The sequence below is a fragment of the Stenotrophomonas sp. PD6 genome, assembly GCF_049199305.1.
Taxonomy (GTDB): domain Bacteria; phylum Pseudomonadota; class Gammaproteobacteria; order Xanthomonadales; family Xanthomonadaceae; genus Stenotrophomonas.
This window is the reverse complement of the sequence record NZ_JBLZQD010000013.1, coordinates 16,564-38,169: the sequence shown is the minus strand read 5'-3', so window position 1 is coordinate 38,169 and position 21,606 is coordinate 16,564. Positions and strand designations below refer to the sequence as shown.

The following is a 21,606-nucleotide window of genomic DNA, read 5'->3' as shown; positions in this document are numbered from 1 at the left end:
GGGGGGGGGGGGCCGGGTTGGTCCGCACGCCGGCCGATCATTCGCCGATGTTGTTGACCTTCACCTCGGCCTTGGCGCAGTCCTTGTCCAGGCACTTGCCGTTGATCCATACCTCGCCCTGGCCCAGCATCACGCCCTGCCAGTTGACGAACAGGCTGTCGAACTTCTGCTCGGCGATCAGCTTTACCAGCGCCGGGGTCACGATCTTGTCGTAGTCGCGCTCGAACGCGGCCGCATCGGCAACCTTCTGGCTCTTGCCGGCAATGCTGACCCGCACCGGATAACGCATCAATCCGGCCACCGCGGCACGGTCGCCTGCGGCAACGCCACGCTGCAAGGCCGTGAATACCGCTTCGTACTGGTCGGCATCGCCGAGCAGCTTGGTGATGCGCTCGCGTGCATCGCCGTCGGCCTGCGCCTCGACCGGTGCCGCTACAGGCGCCGCCGCCGGGTCCGTGCCCGCCACGGGCGGCGCGGTGTCCGGCGTTGCTGCAGTGCTGGGTTCCACCGCATCCGGCGACAAGCCCGCCTGCGGCGCGTCTTCGGGAGCGGTGGTCGCCGTTGCCGGCGGCGACGTCGACGGTGCGGCGGCCTCATCGGCCGGCGGCGCGGGCTGGCTGCAGGCAGCCAACAGCAACGTGGGAAGCAGGATCTTGATCAGGCGCATGCGCGGCTCCGCAAAGGTGCAAAGCCGAAGCGTAACCGAAGCGCTGTCACCCACCGATGACGGTAGTGCCAGGCCATGCCTGGCAACCGCGCGATGATGGATCACGCGATTGCCGCAGCGCCCGGCGCCCCGCGATGCGTCAGCCCGCCAGCAGCTCGAACACCACCGGCTCACCACTGGCCGACGACGCGCACACCCACAGCTCGAACTGGCCCGGCTCGGCACGGAACACGCCATCGCGCCCGGTGAAGCCCAGCGCATGACGATCCAGTGCGAAACGCACGTCGGTGCTTTCGCCCGGCTGCAACGCCACCTTGCGGAAGTCCTTCAGCTCACGCACCGGCCGCACGCGGCTGGCCACGCGGTCGTGGATGTACAGCTGCACCACTTCCTCGCCCGCGACCGCACCGGTGTTCGTCAGCGTGGTGGTGATCTCCAGCGTGTCCTCCCAACCCAGCGCCTTGGCGCTCAGTTGCGGGGTGCCGTAGCTGAAGGTGGTGTAGCCGATACCGTGCCCGAACGGATACAGCGCCGCGTTCGGAATCTCCCGCCAGCGTGCCTTGAACTCGGACATCGTCGGCAGCTCCGGGCGGCCGGTGCGCGCATGGTTGTAGAAGAACGGCTGCTGGCCGGACACCTGCGGGAAGCTCACCGGCAAACGGCCGGACGGGCTGTAATCGCCGAACAGCACGTCGGCCACGGCCGGGCCGGTCTGGGTGCCCAGGTACCAGGTGACGGCCACGGCCTGCGCATTGCGCACCGCGCCCTGCAGCGCCAGCGCGCGACCATTGCGCAGCAGCACCACCAGCGGCTTGCCGGTCATGGCCACCGCTTCGGCCAGCGCCTGCTGCGCCGGCGGCAGGGTGATCTCCACCCGCGACTGTGCTTCACCGCTGTAACGCTGCGGCTCGCCCAGCGCCAGCACCACGACGTCGGCACGCAGCGCGGCGGCGACGGCCTGTTCGATACCGTCCTGCACGGCCGCTTCCAGGTCGCAGCCCGTCACGATTTCCAGCAGGCTCTCGTCGCTGATGGCCGCGCGCACGCCGGCCTCGAGGGTGACGTAGCGCGCCTTGTCGCCGAACAGCGTCCAGCAGCCTTCGATGTTGTCGCGGTCCTGCACGAACGGTCCGATCAGCGCGATCTTCTGCCCGGCCTTGCGCAGCGGCAGCACGTTGTTGTCGTTCTTGAGCAGCACGATGGAACGGCGTGCGGCGTCGCGCGAAAGTTCGTCGTGCGCGGCGATGTACGAAGTATCCGCTTCGCGCGCCAGGTCCAGCGAGCGGTACGGATCGTCGAACAGGCCGATCGCTTCCTTCAGGTTGAGGATGCGGCGCACCGATTCGTCCAGCGTGGCCATCGGCACTTCGCCGCTGTCGATCAGCCCCGGCAGGTGTTCGGCGTAGAAGCCGCTCTGCATGCTCAGGTCCAGGCCGGCGGTGAACGCCTTGGCAGTGGCATCGCGATCATCGGCGGCGTAGCCGTGCGCGACCAGTTCCATATCGGCGGTGTAATCGGAAATGACCACGCCGGGGAACTGCCACTCGCCGCGCAGGATGTCGGTCAGCAGTTCGGCGTTGGCACTGGCAGGCACGCCGTTGATGTCGTTGAAGGACGACATGACGGTGAGCGCGCCGGCCTCGAAGGCGGCCTTGAACGGCGGCAGGTGCACGTCGCGCAGGGTCTGCGGCGAGATGTCCACCATGTTGTATTCCATGCCCGCCATCACCGCGCCGTAGGCGGCGAAGTGCTTGGGCGTGGCCAGCAGCGCGTCGGCCGCGCGCAGGTCCGGGCCCTGGAAGCCGCGCACGCGGGCGGCGGCGAACGCACAGCCCAGCACCACGTCTTCGCCGGCGCCTTCGGCACCACGGCCCCAGCGCTGGTCACGGGCGATGTCCACGGCCGGCGCATAGGTCCAGTGCAGGCCGGCAGCGGTCGCCTCGACCGCGGTGGCACGCGCGGTGCGCTCGGCCAGGTCGGGTTCGAAGCTGGCCGCTTCGCCCAGCGGGATCGGGAACACGGTGCGCATGCCGTGGATGACGTCGGCCGCCAGGATCACCGGAATGCGCAGGCGGCTCTCTTCCAGGGCCACCTGCTGGATGCGGCGGCCGGCTTCCACGCCCACGCCATTGAACAGCGAGCCAACCTTGCCCTCGCGCACCTGCTGCAGCACCTGGTCGGCGTTGCTGACGTTGGCTTCGGGGTTCACGTCCGGCGCGAACGGCCGGACCATGTCCGCGAACACACCCAACTGGCCGACTTTTTCTTCGACGGTCATCTGGGCAATGAGGGTTTCGATGCGATCGGAGGCCACCGGCTATCCTTATGAAAACGTTTACAAGGCCGGGATTCTAGCGTCCCCGGCCCCGTTGTGAATGATTTTGACGTTCATTTTTCTTCCCCGTGGGGAAATCCGGACGCGGCTCACGCTTTGTCCGGGGGCAGAGGAGCTTACTCTGCCGCGCCCCGCTGCTGCTGCGCGGCCATCAGCATGGCATCGCTGGAGGCCTGGAACACGCGCAGCCCGAACGCCGGCAGGATGGCCAGCAGGTGGTCGAACACGTCCGACTGGATGCCTTCGTAGGCGCCCCAGGCGGTGGTGCGCGTGAAACAGTACACCTCCAGCGGCAGGCCTTCGGTAGTGGGCTGAAGCTGCCGTACCAGCAGCGTCATGTCCGTATGGATACCAGGGTGCTGGCGCAGGTAGCACTCCACATAGGCGCGGAAGGTGCCCAGGTTGGTGACCCGGCGCGCATTGACCGACGCCACGCCCTTGGCCTGCAGCTGTTCGTTCCACTGCGCCAGCTCGGCCTGCTTGTCGCGCAGGTAGTCGCCCAGCACCGCGAACTGTTCCAGCTCCGCCAGCGCCTTGGCGTCCAGGAAGCCCACGCTGTGCTGGTCCAGGTACAGCGCGCGCTTGATCCGGCGGCCGCCCGCCTCCTGCATGCCGCGCCAGTTCTTGAACGACTCGGTGACCAGCTTCTTGGTCGGGATGGTGGTGATGGTTTTGTCGAAGTTCTGCACGGTGATGGTGTGCAGGGCGATGTCGATGACATCGCCGTCGGCGTTCTGGCTGGGCATTTCGATCCAGTCGCCCAGCCGCACGCGGCCGTCGCCGCTGATCTGCACGCTGGCGACCAGCGACAGAATGGTGTCCTGGAAGATCAGCATCAGCACGGCGGTGGCCGCGCCCAGGCCGGTGACCAGCGGGCCCAGCTTCACGCCCAGCAGGGTGGCGACAATGGACAGGCCGGCGATGACGAACACCACGATCTTCACGACCTGCAGGTAGCCCTTGATGGGCTTGCTGCGGGAATCGGGCCGGCGTTCGTACAGCTCGTTGGCCGCGTCCAGCGCGTGCGAGACGGCCAGCGCCACGGTGAGGATCGCCCAGGCCCGGCAGGCGCCGATCACGAACAGCACCAGCTCCGGCGGCAGGTCCGGCACGATCCGGATGCCGGCGGCGATGACCATGCTGGGCACCACGTTGGACAGGCGCGAGATCACCCGCAGGTTGCTGCCGCCCTCGTTGCCGGCGCCGTTGCCGGGCAGGCGGCGGACCAGCCGGCGCAGGCCGCGCAGCAGGACCTTCTTGGTGACGAAGTTGGCCAGCCAGGCGGCCAGTGCCAGCGCGCTCAACACCAGCGTGGTGTAGGCCCAGGGCAACGGTTCGAGGGTGTCCTGCAGGTTTTCCAGAAACTGTACGGCGATTACGGCGTCTACCATCGTGTGTCGATTTCTCTCGGGGTATGAGGGCCGGCGCTGCCGGGGTTCAGGCCGCGCTACGCTCGATGATCACGCCGACGGCCTTGGCACCGCGCACGGCGCCGGGCTTGCTCAGCTTCAGGCGCAGCCACTGCACGTTGAATTCGCGCAGCACGATCTCGGCGATGCGCTCGGCCAGGGTTTCGACCAGGCCGAAGTCGGACTCACGCACGAACTGTTCGATGCGCTTGCTCACGGCCTTGTAATTGAGGGTATCGGCGATGTCGTCGCTGGCCGCCGGAATGCGATTGTCGAAGCCCATTTCCAGGTCGAAGCGCAGGGTCTGGCGGATGCGCCGTTCCCAGTCGTAGATCCCGATCAGGGCATCGATCTCGAGCCCTTCGATGAATACCTTGTCCATAGGAGTGCCACGTGAAAGATGGCGACCATGGTAACGGGGTGGGGCCGAACGTGCCTCGAACCGGTGTTTGACGGGTCCAATGTATGAACCGGGCCGGAAAAGACAAAGGGCCCCTTGCGGGGCCCTTTGCTTACCTCTTGTCCCCGGGTGGAGATGGGATGCCCATCCGCGGGTCCCGGTGGCGCGTGAGGCCAATGTACCAATGTGCACAGTGACATCAACCGGCAGGGCGCCGTTTCGCGACGGCGCTAACAGTTCAGTCCACGCGGGCTTTTACTTCGTAGCCAAACACGTCAGCGGCCAAGCCTACGAAACCGATTCGGGTGGCGTAGAGCACCACCGCAATAAGCGCAATGACCGCCACGGCCAACAGATTGGCCAGCAAGCTCTCTCCCATAGCACGAAAGAAAGACTTCGCCTTCTGCAGCTGCTGGGTCAGTTCCTGCTGATACTGCCGCCCAAGTTCCTCGGCAGCGCCCTGAAGCAACTCTCCGGAAAGCACTTGTAGTGCCTGCTCCGCCTCCGAGCGGTAGGCGTCAATGCGAAGGCCAAGGTTCGAGCTCACGATGAAGGCCCACACTTCTTCATCCGTCGGCGCCCGCCCCTTCTCGTCTCGAACGGCTTGGATAAAGCTCAGTTTGTCGCGCTTGTACAGCGCATAGGCGACGTGCCCCACCATATCGCCCTCATCCTTCACCAACGTGCCGTAGGTGACATGCGGCCCGCTCATGGCTACCGCCGCTTCAATGAGTTGAAGGCGACCCTACCCGCCTGGTTGATCTGCTCCGAGGTCAACTGGAGCGAGATGGTGCTGCCCGGTGCGCTGCCAATGAAGCGTCCGGTTGCGTGGGCACCGGACATGAGCCGCGTGTTGGCGTCCCTGACGGCCCCGACGGTCACCACCTTCTTGAGATCGATTTTGAACATGATCACTCCTCGTTCCAGACAGCATGAGGCGCGGGCGCGGACAGAACTGCTGGCACCATCTCGGTATCAAAGAAATCGATGGAACCGCCGCCCTACACCGCCGGCAGCGTCGCCATGTCCCAGCGCGGGGTCACCTGCACCTGCGGCGGGTTGTGCTGCCCGGCTTCCAGGCGCAGCGCACCCGCGAAGGCGATCATGGCGCCGTTATCGGTGCACAGCGCGGGCCGCGGGAAGCAGGCGCGGCCGCCACGGCGCTCTGCCATCTGCTGCAGCCTGGCCCGCAGGCGCTTGTTGGCGCCCACGCCACCGGCCACGACGATCACGTCGGTGCCGGCCGCGTCCAGCGCGCGCTCGCACTTGATCACCAACGTGTCGACCACGGCATCTTCAAAGCCGCGGGCAATGTCGGCACGGGTCTGCTCGCTCTGGTCGCTGTCGCGCCAGGCCAGCAGCACCTGGGTCTTCAGGCCGGAGAAGCTGAAGTCCAGCCCGGGCCGGTCGGTCATGGGCCGGGTGAACTTGAACTTCCCGGGGGTGCCGCGTTCAGCCAGCGCGGCCAGCTGCGGACCGCCCGGGTAAGGCAGCCCCATCAGCTTGGCGGTCTTGTCGAAGGCCTCGCCCGCCGCATCGTCCAGGGTCTCGCCCAGCAGCCGGTACTGGCCGATCCGGTCCACCGCCACCAGCTGGGTGTGGCCGCCGGAAACCAGCAGCGCCACGAACGGCGGTTCGGGCGGGTCGTCTTCCATCAGCGGGGCCAGCAGGTGGCCTTCCATATGGTGGACACCCACCGCCGGCACCTCCAGCGCCCAGGCCAGCGAACGGGCCACGCCCGCGCCAACCAGCAGGGCGCCAACCAGACCCGGGCCGGCGGTATAGGCCACCCCGTCGATATCGCCCACGCCCAGCCCGGCCTCGGCCAGGGTCTGGCGGATCAGCGGCAGCAGTTTGCGCACGTGGTCGCGGCTGGCCAGTTCAGGCACCACCCCGCCGTATTCGGCATGGAGGGCGATCTGGCTGTAGACCACATGGGCGCGCAGGGCGTCTGGGCCGGACAGGGAGGTGTCATACACCGCCACGCCGGTCTCATCGCACGAAGATTCGATACCAAGGACTCGCATAACCGGTATTATGGACCCCTTGAGGCCTCGGCAGATGTACCGCCGACGTGCCCTTCACTACCCCAGGCCAGGAATTTTGCCGGGGTGGGTTGCAACTTCTTTTGTCGCCGCTATAATGTGCGGCTCTCACCGGGCGTGACCCGGTTCTACTGTGTCCCGGAGATTCCATGCCCAGCGTTAAAGTCCGCGAGAACGAGCCCTTCGAGTTTGCGCTCCGTCGCTTCAAGCGCACCTGCGAAAAGGCCGGCGTGCTGGCCGAAACCCGCAAGCGCGAGTTCTACGAAAAGCCGACCCAGGAGCGCAAGCGTAAGGCTGCCGCTGCTGTGAAGCGTCAGCTGCGCCGCTCGTCGCGCGACGTCACCAAGCGTCAGCGCCTGTACTGATCGGACGCAACTTCGAAGCGACAGGCCTGGCTTGTCGCTGCGGAGCCGAAGCCGGAACGCGCAAGCGTTACCGGCTTTTTGCGTTTCCATCGGTATCTCACGCCGCTGCCCCACCCTATTCACCGACACGAGGTGTCTCATGAGCCTGAAGCAGCAACTCACCGATGACATGAAGGCCGCCATGAAGGCGGGCGAAAAGCACAAGCTGGGCGTGATCCGGCTGATCAATGCTGAAATCCAGCGGCGCGAAGTGGACGAGCGCATCACGCTCGACGACACGGGCGTCATTGCCGTGCTCGACAAGATGGTCAAGCAGCGCAAGGACTCGGTCACCCAGTACGAAGCGGCCAACCGTGAGGACCTGGCCCAGATCGAGCGCGACGAACTGGTCATCATCGACACCTACCTGCCGGCCAAGATGGGCGAAACCGAGATCGTGGCCGCCATCCAGGCCGCCATCGCCGAAACCGGTGCCGCCAGTGCAGCCGACATGGGCAAGCTGATGGGCGCGTTGAAGCCCAAGCTGGCCGGCCAGGCCGACATGGGCCTGGTGTCCAAGCTGGTCAAGCAGCAGCTGGCCGGTTGAGTGCATCGAGGAGCGATGTCCGTCCCCGCGGGCGGCGTCGCTCTTTCGCGGTAGGCACCGACTTTTGGTCGGTGCATGCGTCACACCACCGCGCGCGCTTCACCCGATCTTCGACACGGGCCTGCTAGAAATCGAGGCATGTCTTCGCTGCCTCCCACCCCCTCCCACGTTCCGCCCCGCCTGCGCAAGTACGTGGACCGGCTCGAACGCAGCTTCCCGGTTGCCGTGGGCAAGCGCTTCGTCGATGTGGACGTGCTGAGCCAGGCGGCGTCGGTGTCCTTCTATGCCCTGCTGTCGATGGCACCGCTGCTGGTGCTGCTGCTGTGGATCACCGCCTCGCTGTACCCGCCCGCGCAGCAGGCGCTGATCGGCCAGATCAACGACGTGGCCGGCAGCAGTGCGGCCACCGTGGCCGATACCGTGCTGCAGAACGCCGACAACCAACCCGACGTGGGTTCCCTGGCCGGCCTGTGGAGCACGCTGCTGCTGTTCATCGGTGCCACCGCCGTGTTCGCCCAGCTGCAGAACGCACTGAACCGGATCTTCAACACCAGCGGCGAGCGCCTGGACGGCATCCTGCCGTGGCTGCGCAAACGCGTGTTCTCGTTCGGCGTGGTGCTGGCCCTGGGCTTCCTGCTGATCCTGTCGATGACCGCCACCACCATGCTGCAGGTGGCCTTCGCGCAGCTGCCTTCGGTATTGCCGGCCATCGGCTACCTGACCAGCCTGCTGCTGTACACGGTCGGCTTCGCCTTCCTTTACCACTACCTGCCCGACCGCCGCGTGGCGTGGCGGCAGGCCTTCATTGGCGGGGCCATCACCGCCGCACTGTTCGCGCTGGGGCGCTATGCCATCGGGCTGTACATCGCCACGGTGGCGCCGGGCAGCGCGTATGGCTCCATGGGCGCGCTGGTGATCTCGCTGATCTGGATCTACTACGCCACGGTGGTGTTCTTCGTGGGCGCGCTGATGACCGCGGTCATCGATGAGCGCCTGCGCGCGCGCGTCCACCTCGCCGCCGCCGGCATTGTCCCGCCGAATCCGGGCGAAGGCACCGCCAGCTAGTAGACTAGTGGGGTCCCCCGCTTCCGTGCGTGGCCGTTACCGGTCGCGCCTCCTGCCTGCTGCCCATGGCCCGTATCCCCGACGCGTTCATCGACGACCTGCTGGCCCGCTCCGACATTGTCGAAGTGGTGGGCAGCCGCGTGCCGCTGAAGCGCCAGGGCAAGGAGTATTCGGCGCGGTGCCCGTTCCACGACGAACGCTCGGCGTCGTTCACGGTGTCGCCGACCAAGCAGTTCTACCACTGCTTCGGCTGCGGCGCGCACGGCACCGCGATCAGCTTCCTGATGAATTACGACCGCCTGGAGTTCCTCGACGCCGTCGATGAACTGGCCAAGCGGGTCGGCATGGAAGTGCCGCGCGACACGCAGCCGCGCACCGCGCAGCAGCAAGATGACAGCCGCGAGCTGTACTCGGCGCTGGATGCGACCACGCGGTTCTTCCAGAAGGCCCTGGAAGGCAGCGACAAGGCGCGCGCCTACCTGGACCAGCGCGGCGTGGATGAAGAGAACCGCACGCGCTTTGCGATCGGTTACGCGCCCGATGGCTACAGCGCACTGAAAGATGCACTGGGCAAGGACGAGCGGCGCATGAAGCTGCTCGACCGTGCGGGCATGTTCTCCAAGAACGACCGTGGCCACGTCTACGACAAGTTCCGCGACCGGGTGATGTTCCCGATCTTCGACCGCCGTGGCCGCGTGATCGCCTACGGCGGCCGGGTCATGGAAAAGGACGACGGCCCGAAGTACCTCAATTCCCCCGAGACCGCGCTGTTCCACAAGGGCCGCGAGCTGTACGGCCTGTGGCAGGTGCGCCAGGCCAACCAGAAGATCGAACGGTTGATCGTGGTCGAGGGCTACATGGACGTGGTCTCGCTGTTCCAGTTCGGCGTGACCCAGGCGGTGGCCACGCTGGGCACCGCGACCACGCCGGAGCATGCCGAGCTGCTGTTCCGCAACGCGCCGGACGTGTTCTTCTGCTTCGACGGTGACGCCGCCGGCCGCCGCGCCGGCTGGCGCGCGCTGGAATCGGTGCTGCCGCGCATGAAGGATGGCCGCCAGGCGTTCTTCCTGTTCCTGCCCGATGGCGAGGACCCCGACACGATCGTCCGCAAGGAAGGCAAGGACGGCTTCGACGAGCGCCTCAAGCAGGCCACGCCGCTGTCGCAGTTCTTCTTCGACGAACTGACGCGCGAGGTCAACATGACCACGCTGGACGGCAAGGCCCGCCTGGCCGAGCGCGCGCGCCCGATGCTGGCGCAGATTCCCGATGGCGCCTTCGGCGACCTGATGAAGCAGCAGCTGGCCACGTTGACCGGGCTGGGCAGCAAGCCGGCGAGTGCCGCGCCGGCCGCACGCGCGCCGTCGCGCGCGGTTGCCCCGGCGCAGCGGCGCAGCCTGGTGCGCGCGGCCATCGCCATCCTGCTGCAGCAGCCCTCGCTGGCGATGACGCTGGAAGGCCATCACTTCAGCGGGCTGCGCCTGCCGGGCGTGGAGTTGCTGATCGAGCTGCTGAGCCTGGTGGAGCAGCGCCCGGATATCAGCACCGGCGCCCTGCTGGAACACTTCGACGGGCGCGAAGAGCAGGAGTCGCTGCGCAAGCTGGCCGCGCAGACCTTGCCTGGCGACGAGGCGATGTGGAACCAGGAACTGCACGATGCGGTGGCACAGCTGGAAAAACAGCTGTTGCTGCAACGTCTTGAGGAGCTTCAGGCAAAGCAGCGGCAGCAGGGTCTGGACGATACTGACAAGTACGAACTGCGCGAGCTGTTGAAGGCCCGCGCCACGCTGCGTTGACGGATCGAGGAGGAAGGTGACGTGATGCGATGCTGGAACCGCCCTGCCTTCTTTACTGCCTGTGTGATGAGCTTCGTGTTGCTGGCTTCGGTGAGCAGCGAGGCATGGCCTCGCTCTACCGGGGGTGGATCTGTTGCCATCGGCAGCGGGGCACAGCCCCGCTCTACCGCGCCCAACGCCGTAGAGCGGGGCTCTGCCCCGCTGCCGGCCATCCCCGCCACCTTCAAACACCCCGCCGAAGGCCTTTACACCAGCGGCCAACCCACGGCAGAACGACTGCAACAGGCCGCAAGTGCAGGCATCACCACCCTGATCGACCTGCGCCAGCCCGACGAAGACCGCGGCTTCGACGAGACCGCCACTGCCGCCGCGCTCGGCCTGCACTACGTGCGCATTCCCGTGGCCGGCGCCGCGGGCCTCACTCCTGCCAACGTACATGCCCTGCAGACCGCACTGACCAAGGCCAACGGCCCGGTGCTGCTGCATTGCGCCTCCGGCAACCGCGTCGGTGCACTGCTGGCGCTGATGAAAGCGCAGCAGGGTGTTCCAGCCGAAGAAGCCCTTCAGTTCGGCCGCAATGCCGGCATGACCTCGTTGGAAGCGCAGACCCGCGCCCTGCTCGAGCAGGACGCCACGCGTTGACCCTGCCCGCGCCTTACCCCCTTTCCCGCTGCTCTACAGGAGCCTGCCCACCATGACCCGCTGGTGGTCGCGCCTGCGACCGGACAACTTCACCCTCGCCCTGCTCGGTACCGTGCTGCTGGCTTCGTTCCTGCCCATGCACGGCTCCGCCGCGATGGTGCTGGACGATGTCACCGATGTGGCCATTGCCGCGCTGTTCTTCCTGCATGGCGCGCGGCTGCCGCGCGAATCGATCGTCGCCGGCCTGCTGCACTGGCGCCTGCACCTGACCATCCTGGCCTGCACGTTCGTGCTGTTCCCACTGTTGGGGCTGGCCTTCAAGCCGCTCGATGGCTGGCTGCTCACCCCCGAGTTGTACATAGGCGTGCTGTTCCTGTGCGCGCTGCCGTCCACGGTGCAGTCCTCGATTGCGTTCACTTCGTTGGCGCGCGGCAACGTGCCCGCCGCGGTGTGCAGCGCATCGCTGTCGAGCATCCTCGGCGTGTTCCTGACCCCGCTGCTGCTGGCCGTGCTGGCGGGCACCGAAGGCGGCATGCACAACCCCGGCCAGGCGATCCTGAGCATCATGCTGCAACTGCTGGTGCCGTTCGTGGCCGGCCACCTGCTGCGCCCGTGGATCGCCCGCTGGGTGGAACGGCAGCGCGCGCTACTGCGCTACACCGACCAGGGCACGATCCTGCTGGTGGTGTATTCGGCCTTCGGTGAAGCGGTGAACGAAGGGCTATGGAGCAAGACCCCGCTGCTGTCGCTGCTCACCGTGGCAGTGGTGGCTGCGGTGCTGCTCGGCATCGCGATGCCGACCATCGGGTTGCTGGCGAAGCGCCTGGGCTTCAACCGCGAAGACCGCATCACCATCCTGTTCTGCGGCTCCAAGAAGAGCTTGGCCACCGGCGTCCCCATGGCGAAGGTTTTGTTTGCCGGTGGCAGCCTGGGCGCCATCGTGCTGCCGATCATGATTTACCACCAGATCCAGCTGATCGTCTGCGCGGTGATCGCGCAGCGCTACGCGCGCGATCCGGTCGCAAGGCCCGCACCGCTGGAGTGACGGATCAGGCGGGGTACCGGGAACCTTAGCCGTTGTCTCAGTCCTTCACGGCAGCTGCGATCTGCTGCAAGACGGTGGCTTTCCGCTCCACGTCTCCTTCGCCCGTCGCAATCAGCGTGTACACCTTGTTGTCCCCGGCCCATACCAATGTTGCTCGGCTGCGCCCCTGATCATCGAAGACCTTCTCCAGCTTCGCTGGCGTACTCTTGATGCGGGCGTTCTGCAGTTCAGCAATCACCTCGATGCTGGTGCCCGGCGTACGATAATCATCTTCATTGAACTCGACGATACCCACTCCATTCAACCGATAGAATCGGGTCAGTCCACTGGACTTCAGACCGTCCAGCGCGCCGCTCGGCTTCATCCCGATCAGCTCTGCTGCGCCGAGCATCGTGCCTTGCAGGTCGGTTGGCGGGGAAGGCAACCGGCCACGCAGTTCGGCGTTGGATCGCACGGTCTTTGGCAATGAAGAAATCATGCTGGCCTGCGAGGGGATCTCTCCATTGGGGACACGTTTCACTCCCGCCCCGTTTCTGGCCATCTCGGCACGGAAGTGCTGCTTGACATCCTCCGGCGCATCCAACTCGGACAGCCGAATGATGCGATAGGTGCCTTCCAGTTCCGCGCGGCGCGCACCAGCACTACTGTCTTCAAGCGCAGCACGCATGGTGCGTTCGTTGAGCCACTTGCCCACTGCATCCACCTCGTCCTGAGCGCTATGGCTCTGGGCACTGGATAGCAGCCCCGTGATCAAGAAAGGGATAGTCAAAAATTTCATCAGGTTCACCATTCGCTCGAGTTGCAGTTGACTGCATACGTGTTACGGGTGTTCACAGCTCCCTGGAAAATCCAGGTGTGATACCCCTTCACGGTGATCCGCTCGTTATGAGACTGGTCGCCCGCGCGAAACCTCCACCAGAATGTCCCATTGTTCGGTGCACCCAGGACGTGTCTAGGCCTTAGTTCAAAACAAGGCCATCGTCCTTGCGACCACTGCCCCCATGCCTCTTGCAAATGTCATTTGAACTCCAGCAGATTACGCGAGCAGATCCTCGCGTGATCCTTTCTACGGAGCTGTCTCCAATGAAAACGTGCGCTGCGTCTTGTAACAGTCGTGGGAAATTGGGACCCCTCTTCATCACGGAGATTCCCTACAACCAACCGTGCTTGAAACGCCAAGGCGGGGACTCAGCCTCTACTTCGCACGTATAAAGCAAGCGCTACGGGTCGGTCAGCTTGCCCACGCTCAACTGCGGCAGGAACACCCACGCGTCGTATGACCGGTCCGCGTCGGTCTCAACCACCGGATCACGCGCTGGGCGATCGAGCAGCGGCAGCGCGCGGCAGGGGCTCATGCAGCCCCATGTCTGGCCACGCAGTGCTTCCACGCGCACGCTGTAGAGCGGCAGGTCGAGCAGGTAGGCGGCCATGGTGCGTTGCTTCATTTCCGGCGGTGCATCCGGCATGGGGCTGCGCATCGCGTGCACGTTGCCGGTCAGCACCAGCATGCGCGCTGTGGCGGGCACTGCATTGAACTGCTGGCGCAGGTGCGTGGCCATCGCCGCGTCGCGTATCTCACTGCTGTCCGCCGAGCCGGTCTCCACGTCGTAGCCCGCCACGCCCACGTCACGTCCCTGCGCCCGCAGCGCGCGCAGGGCTTCGATCAACGCCAGCATGTCACGGCTGCGGCGCCCGTCGTGCTGGTCGTTCTTCACCCGCCAGAACGGCGAGCTACGCAGTGCCTGGCGTGCGGCGGCGTCGCCGTTGGAGCGCAGGTACCGCGCCAGCGCCACGTTCTCGCTCATCGGCAGTTCCAGCCCCAACCGCACTGGCGCGTTGTCGCGGCTGTAGCGTTCCATCAGCTCGGCCACCAGCAACGGCGTTTCGGCGGTGCCGTGGTACTCGCCCAACACCACCAGCCGGTGGTCGCCGGCCAAGCTCACAATCTGCGCAGCGGTGTCATCAACGCCGCCTGCCGGAGCGGCAACTGCGGCGCCGCACATCATCGAAGCCGCCATTACGGCCATCCAGAGCCATCGTTTCATGCCGTCACGTCCTGTTGGGTCATGAAAGCAATGGCGGCGCGATGGCCGGTTTCAAGGCCGGCGGCGGATGCTCACAGGAACGGCAGCATCCAGTGGTCCACCATGAGGAACGCGAACAGCGCCATGAGGTAGACGATGGAGTAGCCGAACATCTTCATCGAGAACAGTTCGTCCGGCGGGTTGAGCATGCGCCAGGCGTACCAGAGGAACACGGCGTTGAGCACGACCGCGCCGCCCAGGTAGAACATGCCGCTCATGCCCACCACCACCGGCAGGATGCTGACGATGGCCAGGGCGATGGAGTACGCCATGATCGACTTGCGGGTGTACAGCACGCCGTGGGTGACCGGCAGCATCGGGATCTTGGCCTTGGCGTAGTCCTCGCGACGGAAGATCGCCAGGGCCCAGAAATGCGGCGGGGTCCAGATGAAGATGATCAGTACCAGCAACGAGGCATACGCCCAGTCCCACGGGCCCTGCATGCCGGTGATGGCCGCCCAGCCCAGCAGGGGCGGGGTGGCGCCGGCCAGGCCGCCGATGACGATGTTCTGCGAGGTCGCGCGCTTGAGGTACACGGTGTAGATCACCGCATAGCCGATCAGCGAGGCGAAGGTCAGCACGGCGGTGATGACGTTCACCCACATCACCAGGATGGTCATCGACAGCACGATCAGTGCGCCGGCAAACACCAGTACCTGCCACGGCTTCACCTTGCCGACCACCAGCGGCCGCCACGAGGTGCGCGCCATCTGCGCGTCGATCTGCGCGTCCAGCAGCTGGTTGATGGCGGCCGCGGCCGAGGCCGCCAGCCAGATGCCGAGGAAGCCCAGCGCGCCGCGCAGGGCCTGTTCGGCGGTGGGCAACGCAGGAATGGCCAGGAACATGCCCACCAGCGCGGTGAACACGATCAGTGCCACGACCTTGGGCTTGGTCAGATCCCAATACTGACGGACGTTCATGCTGTCGCTCCCGCGGCTACGCGCGGGGGCTCCGTGCCGGCACCTTCATCAACCACGTCGGAGGGGGCGCGCAGGCGCGCCAGCAGCGTGACCAGCACGAACAACAGCGCCACGGCGCCGCCGCTGTGCGCCACGGCCACTTCCAGCGGAACGGCCAGCTTCACGTTGAGAATGCCCAGCGTGATCTGCAGGACCACCAGTGCTCCCAGCGCGCTGGCCCAGCCACGCATGCTCGGCAGCCGGTACAGGCGCACCGCCAACCACAGCAGGTAGATCGCCACGACCACCGCGAACATCCGGTGCGCCATCTGGATCGCAATGCGCGAAGCGCCATCCAGCACGCCGCCTTCGTAGTCCACGCCGATCCCGCGCCACAGGGTGAAGCCTTCCTTGAAGTCGTGCTGCGGCCACCACTGGCTCACGCAGCGCGGGAAATTATCCAGCGAGGCACTGCCGCCGCCACAGGCCAACGCGGCGTAGTTGGCACTCACCCAGCCGCCCAAGGCGATCTGCAGCACCAGCACGGCCACGCCGGCGCGCAGCAGCCACTTCAGCTTGGGCGCCTCCACCAGGGTGATCGGCATGTGCGTGGCACGCCAGGCCATCCACACCAGCAGCCCGAACATCAGCATGCCGCCGAGCAGATGGCCCATGACCACGATCGGTTTGAGCAGCAGGGTCACCGTCCACATGCCCAGCAGCGCCTGGAAGATCACCACCGCCAACGTAAGCAGCGCGGCGCGGGAGAGGTCGATGTTGTTCCAGCGCAGCGCGGCGATCAGCAGGATGGCTTCACCGGTGACCGCCAGAATGCTGGCTGACACGTGCATGCCCATCATGTACAGCGGTATGCCGGTAGCTACCAGCACACAGGCGGAGACCACGGCGGTGCTGCCCCAGCGCCGGCGGCGCGTGGCCAGCAGCGCCAGGGTGAGGATTTCGATACCCAGCGCGCCGGCCAGGAAGCGGTGCACCTGCTCACGCCACGCCTTGTGCGTTTCCAGCGGGCGGATCTTGGCCGCCTCGTGGCCAATCACTTCCTGCGCATGCTGCGGCCAGGTCACGCGGCCATAGCAGGTCGGCCAGTCCGGGCAGCTCAGGCCGGCATCGGACAGGCGCACGAACGAGCCGAACATGATCGTGCTTGCCGTCATGATCAGGGCGAACCACGCCAGACGGTGGAAATTGCGATGCAGCGCCGGGCGCGCGGTGGGGTTCATCAAACGGAACTCACTTCAGTTTCAACAGCGTGGCCAGGTCTTTGCGCAGACCGGCCAATTCGAATCCCGGCGCGTACCGCATGATCACGAAACCATTGGGGTCGATCACATACACAGGCGTGCCGGCGGGGTCATCCACGGCGGGCAAGGCGGCACGCAGGCTCGGCTGGGGGGCCAGCACGCGCAGGGCGGGAAAGCGCTGCACTTCGGCCGGCGGCGTACCCAGCCACAGGATCTCGACATTATCCGCCCTATGGCCGAACAGCTGCCACACCTTGTCCAATCCCTGCGACAAAGTGACGCACTCGGCCGCGCAGCCCGGTGCGGGCGCCACCAGAATGCGCCAGACGTGCGCATCCGGGTTCCATGGGTAAGCCTCGCCGCTGGCCAGGGTGGGCGGCAGCGCGCGCGCGTCTACCGGCGGGGTAAGCATCTGCCCGGTATTGCGGTGGGCGGCCGGCTGCCAGCCGGAGAAGCGCAGCACGCCGGCCAGCGCCATCGCACCGAAGAACAGGCCGAACAGCGCGACCAGGGTCCAGCGCCCGCGATTTCGGGACTTGAGCTGTTCCGGCGTGATGGCATTCATGCGTGGGATTTTCTCATGGAAGGAGGGTGGGCGGTTGGCGTGCCCGTCGGCGGCGCCATTCGAGGACGAGGGCGACGATCAGCACGGTCAGGGCCAGCCCGAACCACTGCACGGCGTAGCCGAGATGGCGGCTGGGCGGAAGGGTGTTGGGCAGCAGCTCCAGGTCGCGTGCGTAGCCCCCGGGCAGCGCCGGGTCCAGCCGCAGCACGGGGCTGTGCAGGCTGCCGGGCGGCAGGGAGAGCGCCGCGGCGGCTTCGTCGGGCGGCATGCGGTTGGCCAGCCACACGCCCGGTTGCGCGGTGGCCGTAAAGGCGGGACCCAGCGCCAGCCCGGTAGCCGGCGGTGGCGCCAGCAGCCCCGCTACGCGTGCCTCACCTTCGCGCGGCGCGATGGTGGGCAGCTGGCGGTCGCCCGGCATTGGCAGCCAGCCCAGGTCCACCAGCACCACGGTGCCGTCATCGCCGCGGAACGGCTGGTAGACCTTGATGCCGGCGCGGCCTTCGCGGGTCTGGTTGTCCAGCAGCAGCGTGCCGGGCAGGAAGCGGCCGTGGTCGTCCACCCAGCGCAGCTGCGCGGGTGCAGCCTGCGCCTTGGCGAGGGTCAGGGTCTGCGCGCGGGCCGGCAACTGCTGGTCGAGCAGCGCCTGTTTGTCGTGCATGCGATGCAGCTGCCAGCGGCCGAGCTGGCAGAAGCCGACGATCACTACGAGGGCCGCGAGCCAGCCGATCAGGCGCGTGTGCTTGCGCATCATGACAACGCCGGCAAAACGCGGTGATATAGGCACACCCGCCCTGCCATCGAGCCGCGCATGAATGATTCGTTGAAGACCCTGCTGGTAATCGCGTTTCTGATCGTCATCGTCTGGAATCTGGGCGCCGGGCTGTATTACCTGCTGGTCGATCGCGGCCAGACCAAGCGCACGGTCAACGCGCTCACCCGCCGCATCGCGGTATCGGTGGCGCTGATCGTGCTGGTGGCCATCGGCATCTACAGCGGTTGGATCAAGCCCCACGGCATCGGCGGCTGAGGCCGCACCCGGTGGTCGGGCACGGCACGGTGTTGGCCCGACGCTACAGCACGTAGACGAACAGGAACAGCATCAACCACACCACGTCGACGAAGTGCCAGTACCACGCGGCAGCTTCGAACCCGAAGTGATTGTCGCGGGTGAAATGCCCCTTGGCCGAACGCAGCCACATCACGGCGAGCATGATGGTGCCCAACAACACGTGCGCACCGTGGAAGCCGGTGAGCATGAAGAAGGTGGAGCCGTAAATGCCCGAGCCCAGGGTGAGGTTGAGTTCCTTGTAGGCGTGGATGTACTCCTCGGCCTGCAGGGTCAGGAAGAACAGGCCCAGCACCACGGTGAGGCCCAGCCACACCAGCAGATGGCGGCGGTGGCCGGCCTTGAGCGCGTGGTGGGCGATGGTGAGCGTGACGCCGGAGGTCAACAGGATCAGCGTGTTGATCAGCGGCAGGCCCCAGGCGGGAATGGTCTGGAAATGGCCGCCGATGCCGCCCGGCCCGTTGGTCGGCCACGCCGCGGAATAGCCATCCCACAGCAGTTCGTTGGTCATCACCCCGTCGCCCTCGCCGCCGAGCCACGCCAGGCCCAGGTTGCGGGTGTAGAACAACGCGCCGAAGAACGCACCGAAGAACATCACCTCGGAGAAGATGAACCACACCATCCCCATCCGGAACGAGCCGTCGACCTGCTGGTTGTACTGGCCGGCCTGCGATTCGCGCACTACGTCGCTGAACCACCAGAACAGGGTCAGCACCAGCATCGCCAGGCCCACGTAGAAGGTCCACTTGCCCCAGCCGGCGTCGTTGAGCCAGCTGGCCACGCCCACCATGGTCACCATCATCGCGATGGAGCCGATGAAGGGCCACTTGCTGTGGCTGGGCACGAAGTACACGTTGGCATCGGGGCTTTGCAGGGCCATGGTCGGTATCCAGGTGCGGTCAGGGTGCCGAGCGCGCAGTGGCCGGCGGAGTCGCCGGTGCCAGCTGTGCGGACAGCGCGTCGTTCTTGTAGAAGGTGTAGGAGAGCGTGATCGTGGTGACGTTGGCCGGCAGGTCCGGGTCCACGATGAAGCGCACCGGCATGTCGCGCTTCTCGCCGGCGGCCAGGGTCTGCGCCGTGAAGCAGAAGCACTCGGTCTTGCTGAAATAGCCCGACGCCTTGGCCGGCGCCACCGACGGCACCGCGCTGCCCACCAGCGCGCGGTCGCTGTTGTTGCGCGCGTAGTAGAGCGCCTCGTTGAGTTCGCCGGGCACCACGTCCATGGTCAGCTGTTCGGGGTGGAACGACCAGGGCAGCTTGGAATTCACGCCACCGTCGAACTGCACGCGCACGGTGCGCTTGCCGACGTGGCTGGTTACCGCCGCCGCGCCCGGCCCCCGCTCCAGGCGCACGCCGAACACTTTCTCGCAGGCAATGCGGTACAGCGGCACCAGCGAGAAGGTCAGCACGAACACCGCCACCGCCACGCCGATAAGGCGGGGCAGTCCCGCATGGCGCGCGGGTGCGGTGGGGGGTGCCTCGTTCATCGCCCGATCACCCCGCTCAGGATGAAGCCCACGTACACCAGCAGCGCCACGCCACCGACCAGCCAGGCCGTGCGGTGAGCGCGGCGGCGGCGCTGGACCAGGTCATCGATGTCGTGTTCGGGCGTGCGCATGGGCAACCTCAATGGGTGACGTCGTCGTGGGCCAGGTCACCCGGGCGGATGACCGGCGGCACGGTGAAGGTATGCGCCGGCGCCGGCGAGGGAATGGTCCACTCCAGCCCGCGCGCACCTTCCCAGGAGCGGTCGGCGGCCTTGGCACCGTTGCGCAGCGAGGCGATCAGGATGGCGGCCATCATGAAGGGCGTGGCGAACATGCCGAACGCGCCGATCGAGCTGATCAGGTTCCAGTCGGCGAACGCGACGCTGTAGTCCGGGATACGGCGCGGCATGCCGGCCAGGCCCAGGAAGTGCTGCGGGAAGAACAGCAGGTTGACGAACACGATCGTCCACCAGAAGTGGACCTTGGCCCAGGTCTCGTTGTACATGCGCCCGGTCCACTTGGGCCACCAGTAGTACACCGCCCCGATCAGCGCGAACACCGCGCCGGTCACCAGCACGTAGTGGAAGTGCGCCACCACGAAGTAGGTGTCGTGATACTGGAAGTCGGCCACCACGATGGCCAGCATCAGGCCGGAGAAGCCGCCGATGGTGAACAGGATGACGAAGGCCACCGCCCACAGCATGGGCGCCTCGAAGGTGAGCGAGCCGCGCCACATGGTGCTCACCCAGTTGAACACCTTCACCCCGGTGGGAATGGAGATGAGCATGGTGGCGAACATGAAGTAGATCTCGCCGCCCAGCGGCATGCCCACGGTGAACATGTGGTGGGCCCAGACGATGAACGACAGGAAGGCGATGGCCGCTACCGCGTAGACCATGGCCTGGTAGCCGAACAGCGGCTTGCGGCTGAAGGTGGGGATGATCTCGCTGACCACGCCGAACGCCGGCAGGATCATGATGTAGACCTCGGGGTGCCCGAAGAACCAGAAGATGTGCTGGAACATCACCGGGTCGCCGCCACCGGCGGCATTGAAGAAACTGGTGCCGAAGAACTTGTCGGTGAGCAGCATGGTCACCGCGCCTGCCAGCACCGGCATCACCGCGATCAGCAGGAAGGCGGTGATCAGCCAGGACCAGCAGAAGATCGGCATCTTCAGCAGGTCGATGCCCGGCGCGCGCATGTTGAGCACGGTGGCGATGATGTTGATCGCGCCCATGATCGAACTGATGCCGGCCACGTGGATGGCGAACACGGTGAAGGCGACGTTGTAGCCACCCTGCAGCGACAACGGCGGGTACAGCGTCCAGCCACCGGCGGGCGCGCCACCGGGCAGCAGGAAGGTCAACAGCAGCAGGCTGAAGGCCACCGGCAGCAACCAGAACGACCAGTTGTTCATGCGCGGCAGCGCCATGTCCGGCGCGCCGATCTGCAGCGGAATCATCCAGTTGGCCAGGCCGACGAAGGCCGGCATGACGCCGCCGAAGATCATCACCAGCGCATGCACGGTGGTGAGCTGGTTGAAGGTTTCCGGCTTCACGAACTGCAGGCCCGGCTGCATCAGCTCGGCGCGGATGATGACGCTCATTGCCGCGCCGACGATGAACATGATGAAGCTGAAGAGCAGGTAGAGCGTGCCGATGTCCTTGTGGTTGGTCGAGAAGAACCAACGTTCGAAGAACGTCTGCTGATGCCCGTGATGCCCGTCGTGATCAACTGCGGTATGCGCCATCGCCACTACACCTCGTTGGTTCTGGTATCGACGCGGGGCCGGGGGGGGGGGGGGGGGGGGGGGGGGGGGGGTTGGGGGGGCGGGGGCGGGGGGGGGGGGGGGGGGGGGCGGCGGCGGGGGGGGGGGGGGGGGGGGGGGGGG

General features: G+C 66.4%; 24 protein-coding genes. 7 read left to right on the top strand and 17 right to left on the bottom strand.

Annotation, left to right across the window (positions count from 1 at the left end):
• Window positions 1-37: 37 nt before the first annotated feature.
• From ACOZHM_RS16055 to tsaD, 7 genes are all read right to left on the bottom strand, one after another.
• Complete coding sequence (locus ACOZHM_RS16055; RefSeq protein ID WP_421570310.1) at window positions 38-667, bottom strand: hypothetical protein; 630 nt, start codon at window positions 665-667, stop codon at window positions 38-40.
• Window positions 668-806: 139 nt separating this feature from the next.
• On the bottom strand, window positions 807-2,981 hold the full coding sequence (gene bglX, locus ACOZHM_RS16050) for a beta-glucosidase BglX (protein WP_421570309.1): 2,175 nt from the start codon (window positions 2,979-2,981) through the stop codon (window positions 807-809).
• A gap of 137 nt (window positions 2,982-3,118) precedes the next feature.
• On the bottom strand, window positions 3,119-4,393 hold the full coding sequence (locus ACOZHM_RS16045; protein ID WP_421570308.1) for a mechanosensitive ion channel family protein: 1,275 nt from the start codon (window positions 4,391-4,393) through the stop codon (window positions 3,119-3,121).
• 46 nt (window positions 4,394-4,439) lie between these two features.
• A complete protein-coding gene (gene folB, locus ACOZHM_RS16040) occupies window positions 4,440-4,793 on the bottom strand; it encodes a dihydroneopterin aldolase (protein WP_421570307.1) in 354 nt (117 codons plus the stop codon).
• Window positions 4,794-5,049: 256 nt separating this feature from the next.
• Entirely contained in the window at window positions 5,050-5,523 is a 474-nt protein-coding gene (locus ACOZHM_RS16035; protein ID WP_421570306.1) for a hypothetical protein, read from the bottom strand.
• Between the two features lie 2 nt (window positions 5,524-5,525).
• Window positions 5,526-5,720, bottom strand: coding sequence for a hypothetical protein (locus tag ACOZHM_RS16030; protein WP_313347749.1), 195 nt, complete (start codon window positions 5,718-5,720; stop codon window positions 5,526-5,528).
• Window positions 5,721-5,812: 92 nt separating this feature from the next.
• Window positions 5,813-6,838, bottom strand: a complete 1,026-nt coding sequence (gene tsaD, locus ACOZHM_RS16025) for a tRNA (adenosine(37)-N6)-threonylcarbamoyltransferase complex transferase subunit TsaD (protein WP_421570305.1) — start codon at window positions 6,836-6,838, stop codon at window positions 5,813-5,815.
• Window positions 6,839-7,005: 167 nt separating this feature from the next.
• Between tsaD and rpsU the strand changes: the two genes are divergently transcribed.
• The 6 genes from rpsU to ACOZHM_RS15995 all read left to right on the top strand — a co-directional run bounded on the left by rpsU (window position 7,006) and on the right by ACOZHM_RS15995 (window position 12,352).
• Window positions 7,006-7,221 carry a 30S ribosomal protein S21 gene (rpsU, locus tag ACOZHM_RS16020; protein WP_002808376.1) on the top strand — a complete coding sequence of 72 codons (216 nt, stop codon included), beginning with the start codon at window positions 7,006-7,008 and terminating at the stop codon, window positions 7,219-7,221.
• A 139-nt stretch (window positions 7,222-7,360) separates the two neighbouring features.
• Window positions 7,361-7,807, top strand: a complete 447-nt coding sequence (locus tag ACOZHM_RS16015; RefSeq protein WP_421570304.1) for a GatB/YqeY domain-containing protein — start codon at window positions 7,361-7,363, stop codon at window positions 7,805-7,807.
• Window positions 7,808-7,945: 138 nt separating this feature from the next.
• A complete protein-coding gene (locus tag ACOZHM_RS16010) occupies window positions 7,946-8,872 on the top strand; it encodes a YihY/virulence factor BrkB family protein (protein ID WP_421570303.1) in 927 nt (308 codons plus the stop codon).
• Window positions 8,873-8,937: 65 nt separating this feature from the next.
• Window positions 8,938-10,665: a DNA primase gene (gene dnaG / locus ACOZHM_RS16005; RefSeq protein ID WP_421570302.1), complete on the top strand. Its 1,728-nt coding sequence runs from the start codon at window positions 8,938-8,940 to the stop codon at window positions 10,663-10,665.
• Window positions 10,666-10,689: 24 nt separating this feature from the next.
• The gene (locus ACOZHM_RS16000; RefSeq protein ID WP_421570372.1) at window positions 10,690-11,307 is read left to right on the top strand and encodes a beta-lactamase hydrolase domain-containing protein; all 618 of its coding nucleotides are present in this window, start codon (window positions 10,690-10,692) and stop codon (window positions 11,305-11,307) included.
• 52 nt (window positions 11,308-11,359) lie between these two features.
• Window positions 11,360-12,352, top strand: coding sequence for a bile acid:sodium symporter family protein (locus ACOZHM_RS15995; protein ID WP_421570301.1), 993 nt, complete (start codon window positions 11,360-11,362; stop codon window positions 12,350-12,352).
• 37 nt (window positions 12,353-12,389) lie between these two features.
• On the opposite strand, the gene ACOZHM_RS15990 is transcribed toward ACOZHM_RS15995, so the two are convergent.
• The 6 genes from ACOZHM_RS15990 to ACOZHM_RS15965 form a co-directional block, all read right to left on the bottom strand.
• Window positions 12,390-13,130, bottom strand: coding sequence for a hypothetical protein (locus ACOZHM_RS15990; protein ID WP_421570300.1), 741 nt, complete (start codon window positions 13,128-13,130; stop codon window positions 12,390-12,392).
• A gap of 442 nt (window positions 13,131-13,572) precedes the next feature.
• Window positions 13,573-14,397: a calcium-binding protein gene (locus ACOZHM_RS15985; protein WP_421570299.1), complete on the bottom strand. Its 825-nt coding sequence runs from the start codon at window positions 14,395-14,397 to the stop codon at window positions 13,573-13,575.
• A gap of 71 nt (window positions 14,398-14,468) precedes the next feature.
• Window positions 14,469-15,356, bottom strand: coding sequence for a heme o synthase (gene cyoE, locus ACOZHM_RS15980; protein ID WP_421570298.1), 888 nt, complete (start codon window positions 15,354-15,356; stop codon window positions 14,469-14,471).
• Window positions 15,353-16,576 carry a COX15/CtaA family protein gene (locus ACOZHM_RS15975; RefSeq protein ID WP_421570297.1) on the bottom strand — a complete coding sequence of 408 codons (1,224 nt, stop codon included), beginning with the start codon at window positions 16,574-16,576 and terminating at the stop codon, window positions 15,353-15,355. Before ACOZHM_RS15975 ends, cyoE begins: the two co-directional genes overlap by 4 nt.
• 10 nt (window positions 16,577-16,586) lie before the next feature.
• Window positions 16,587-17,162 (bottom strand): hypothetical protein, encoded by a 576-nt coding sequence (locus ACOZHM_RS15970; RefSeq protein ID WP_421570296.1) that lies wholly within the window; start codon window positions 17,160-17,162, stop codon window positions 16,587-16,589.
• Window positions 17,163-17,175: 13 nt separating this feature from the next.
• Complete coding sequence (locus tag ACOZHM_RS15965; protein WP_421570295.1) at window positions 17,176-17,913, bottom strand: SURF1 family protein; 738 nt, start codon at window positions 17,911-17,913, stop codon at window positions 17,176-17,178.
• 57 nt (window positions 17,914-17,970) lie between these two features.
• On the opposite strand from ACOZHM_RS15965, the gene ACOZHM_RS15960 reads away from it, so the two are divergent.
• Window positions 17,971-18,189, top strand: a complete 219-nt coding sequence (locus ACOZHM_RS15960; protein WP_421570294.1) for a twin transmembrane helix small protein — start codon at window positions 17,971-17,973, stop codon at window positions 18,187-18,189.
• 43 nt (window positions 18,190-18,232) lie between these two features.
• Here ACOZHM_RS15960 and ACOZHM_RS15955 read toward each other — a convergent pair whose 3' ends face one another.
• From ACOZHM_RS15955 to ctaD, 4 genes are read right to left on the bottom strand one after another with little or no spacing between them, the layout of a single operon-like run.
• Window positions 18,233-19,108 (bottom strand): cytochrome c oxidase subunit 3, encoded by an 876-nt coding sequence (locus ACOZHM_RS15955; RefSeq protein WP_421570293.1) that lies wholly within the window; start codon window positions 19,106-19,108, stop codon window positions 18,233-18,235.
• Window positions 19,109-19,127: 19 nt separating this feature from the next.
• Window positions 19,128-19,715 (bottom strand): cytochrome c oxidase assembly protein, encoded by a 588-nt coding sequence (locus tag ACOZHM_RS15950; RefSeq protein WP_421570292.1) that lies wholly within the window; start codon window positions 19,713-19,715, stop codon window positions 19,128-19,130.
• Window positions 19,712-19,846 (bottom strand): hypothetical protein, encoded by a 135-nt coding sequence (locus ACOZHM_RS15945; RefSeq protein WP_421570291.1) that lies wholly within the window; start codon window positions 19,844-19,846, stop codon window positions 19,712-19,714. The genes ACOZHM_RS15950 and ACOZHM_RS15945 overlap by 4 nt, the downstream gene beginning before the upstream one ends.
• Window positions 19,847-19,854: 8 nt before the next feature.
• Window positions 19,855-21,465, bottom strand: a complete 1,611-nt coding sequence (gene ctaD / locus ACOZHM_RS15940) for a cytochrome c oxidase subunit I (protein WP_421570290.1) — start codon at window positions 21,463-21,465, stop codon at window positions 19,855-19,857.
• Window positions 21,466-21,606 lie beyond the last annotated feature (141 nt).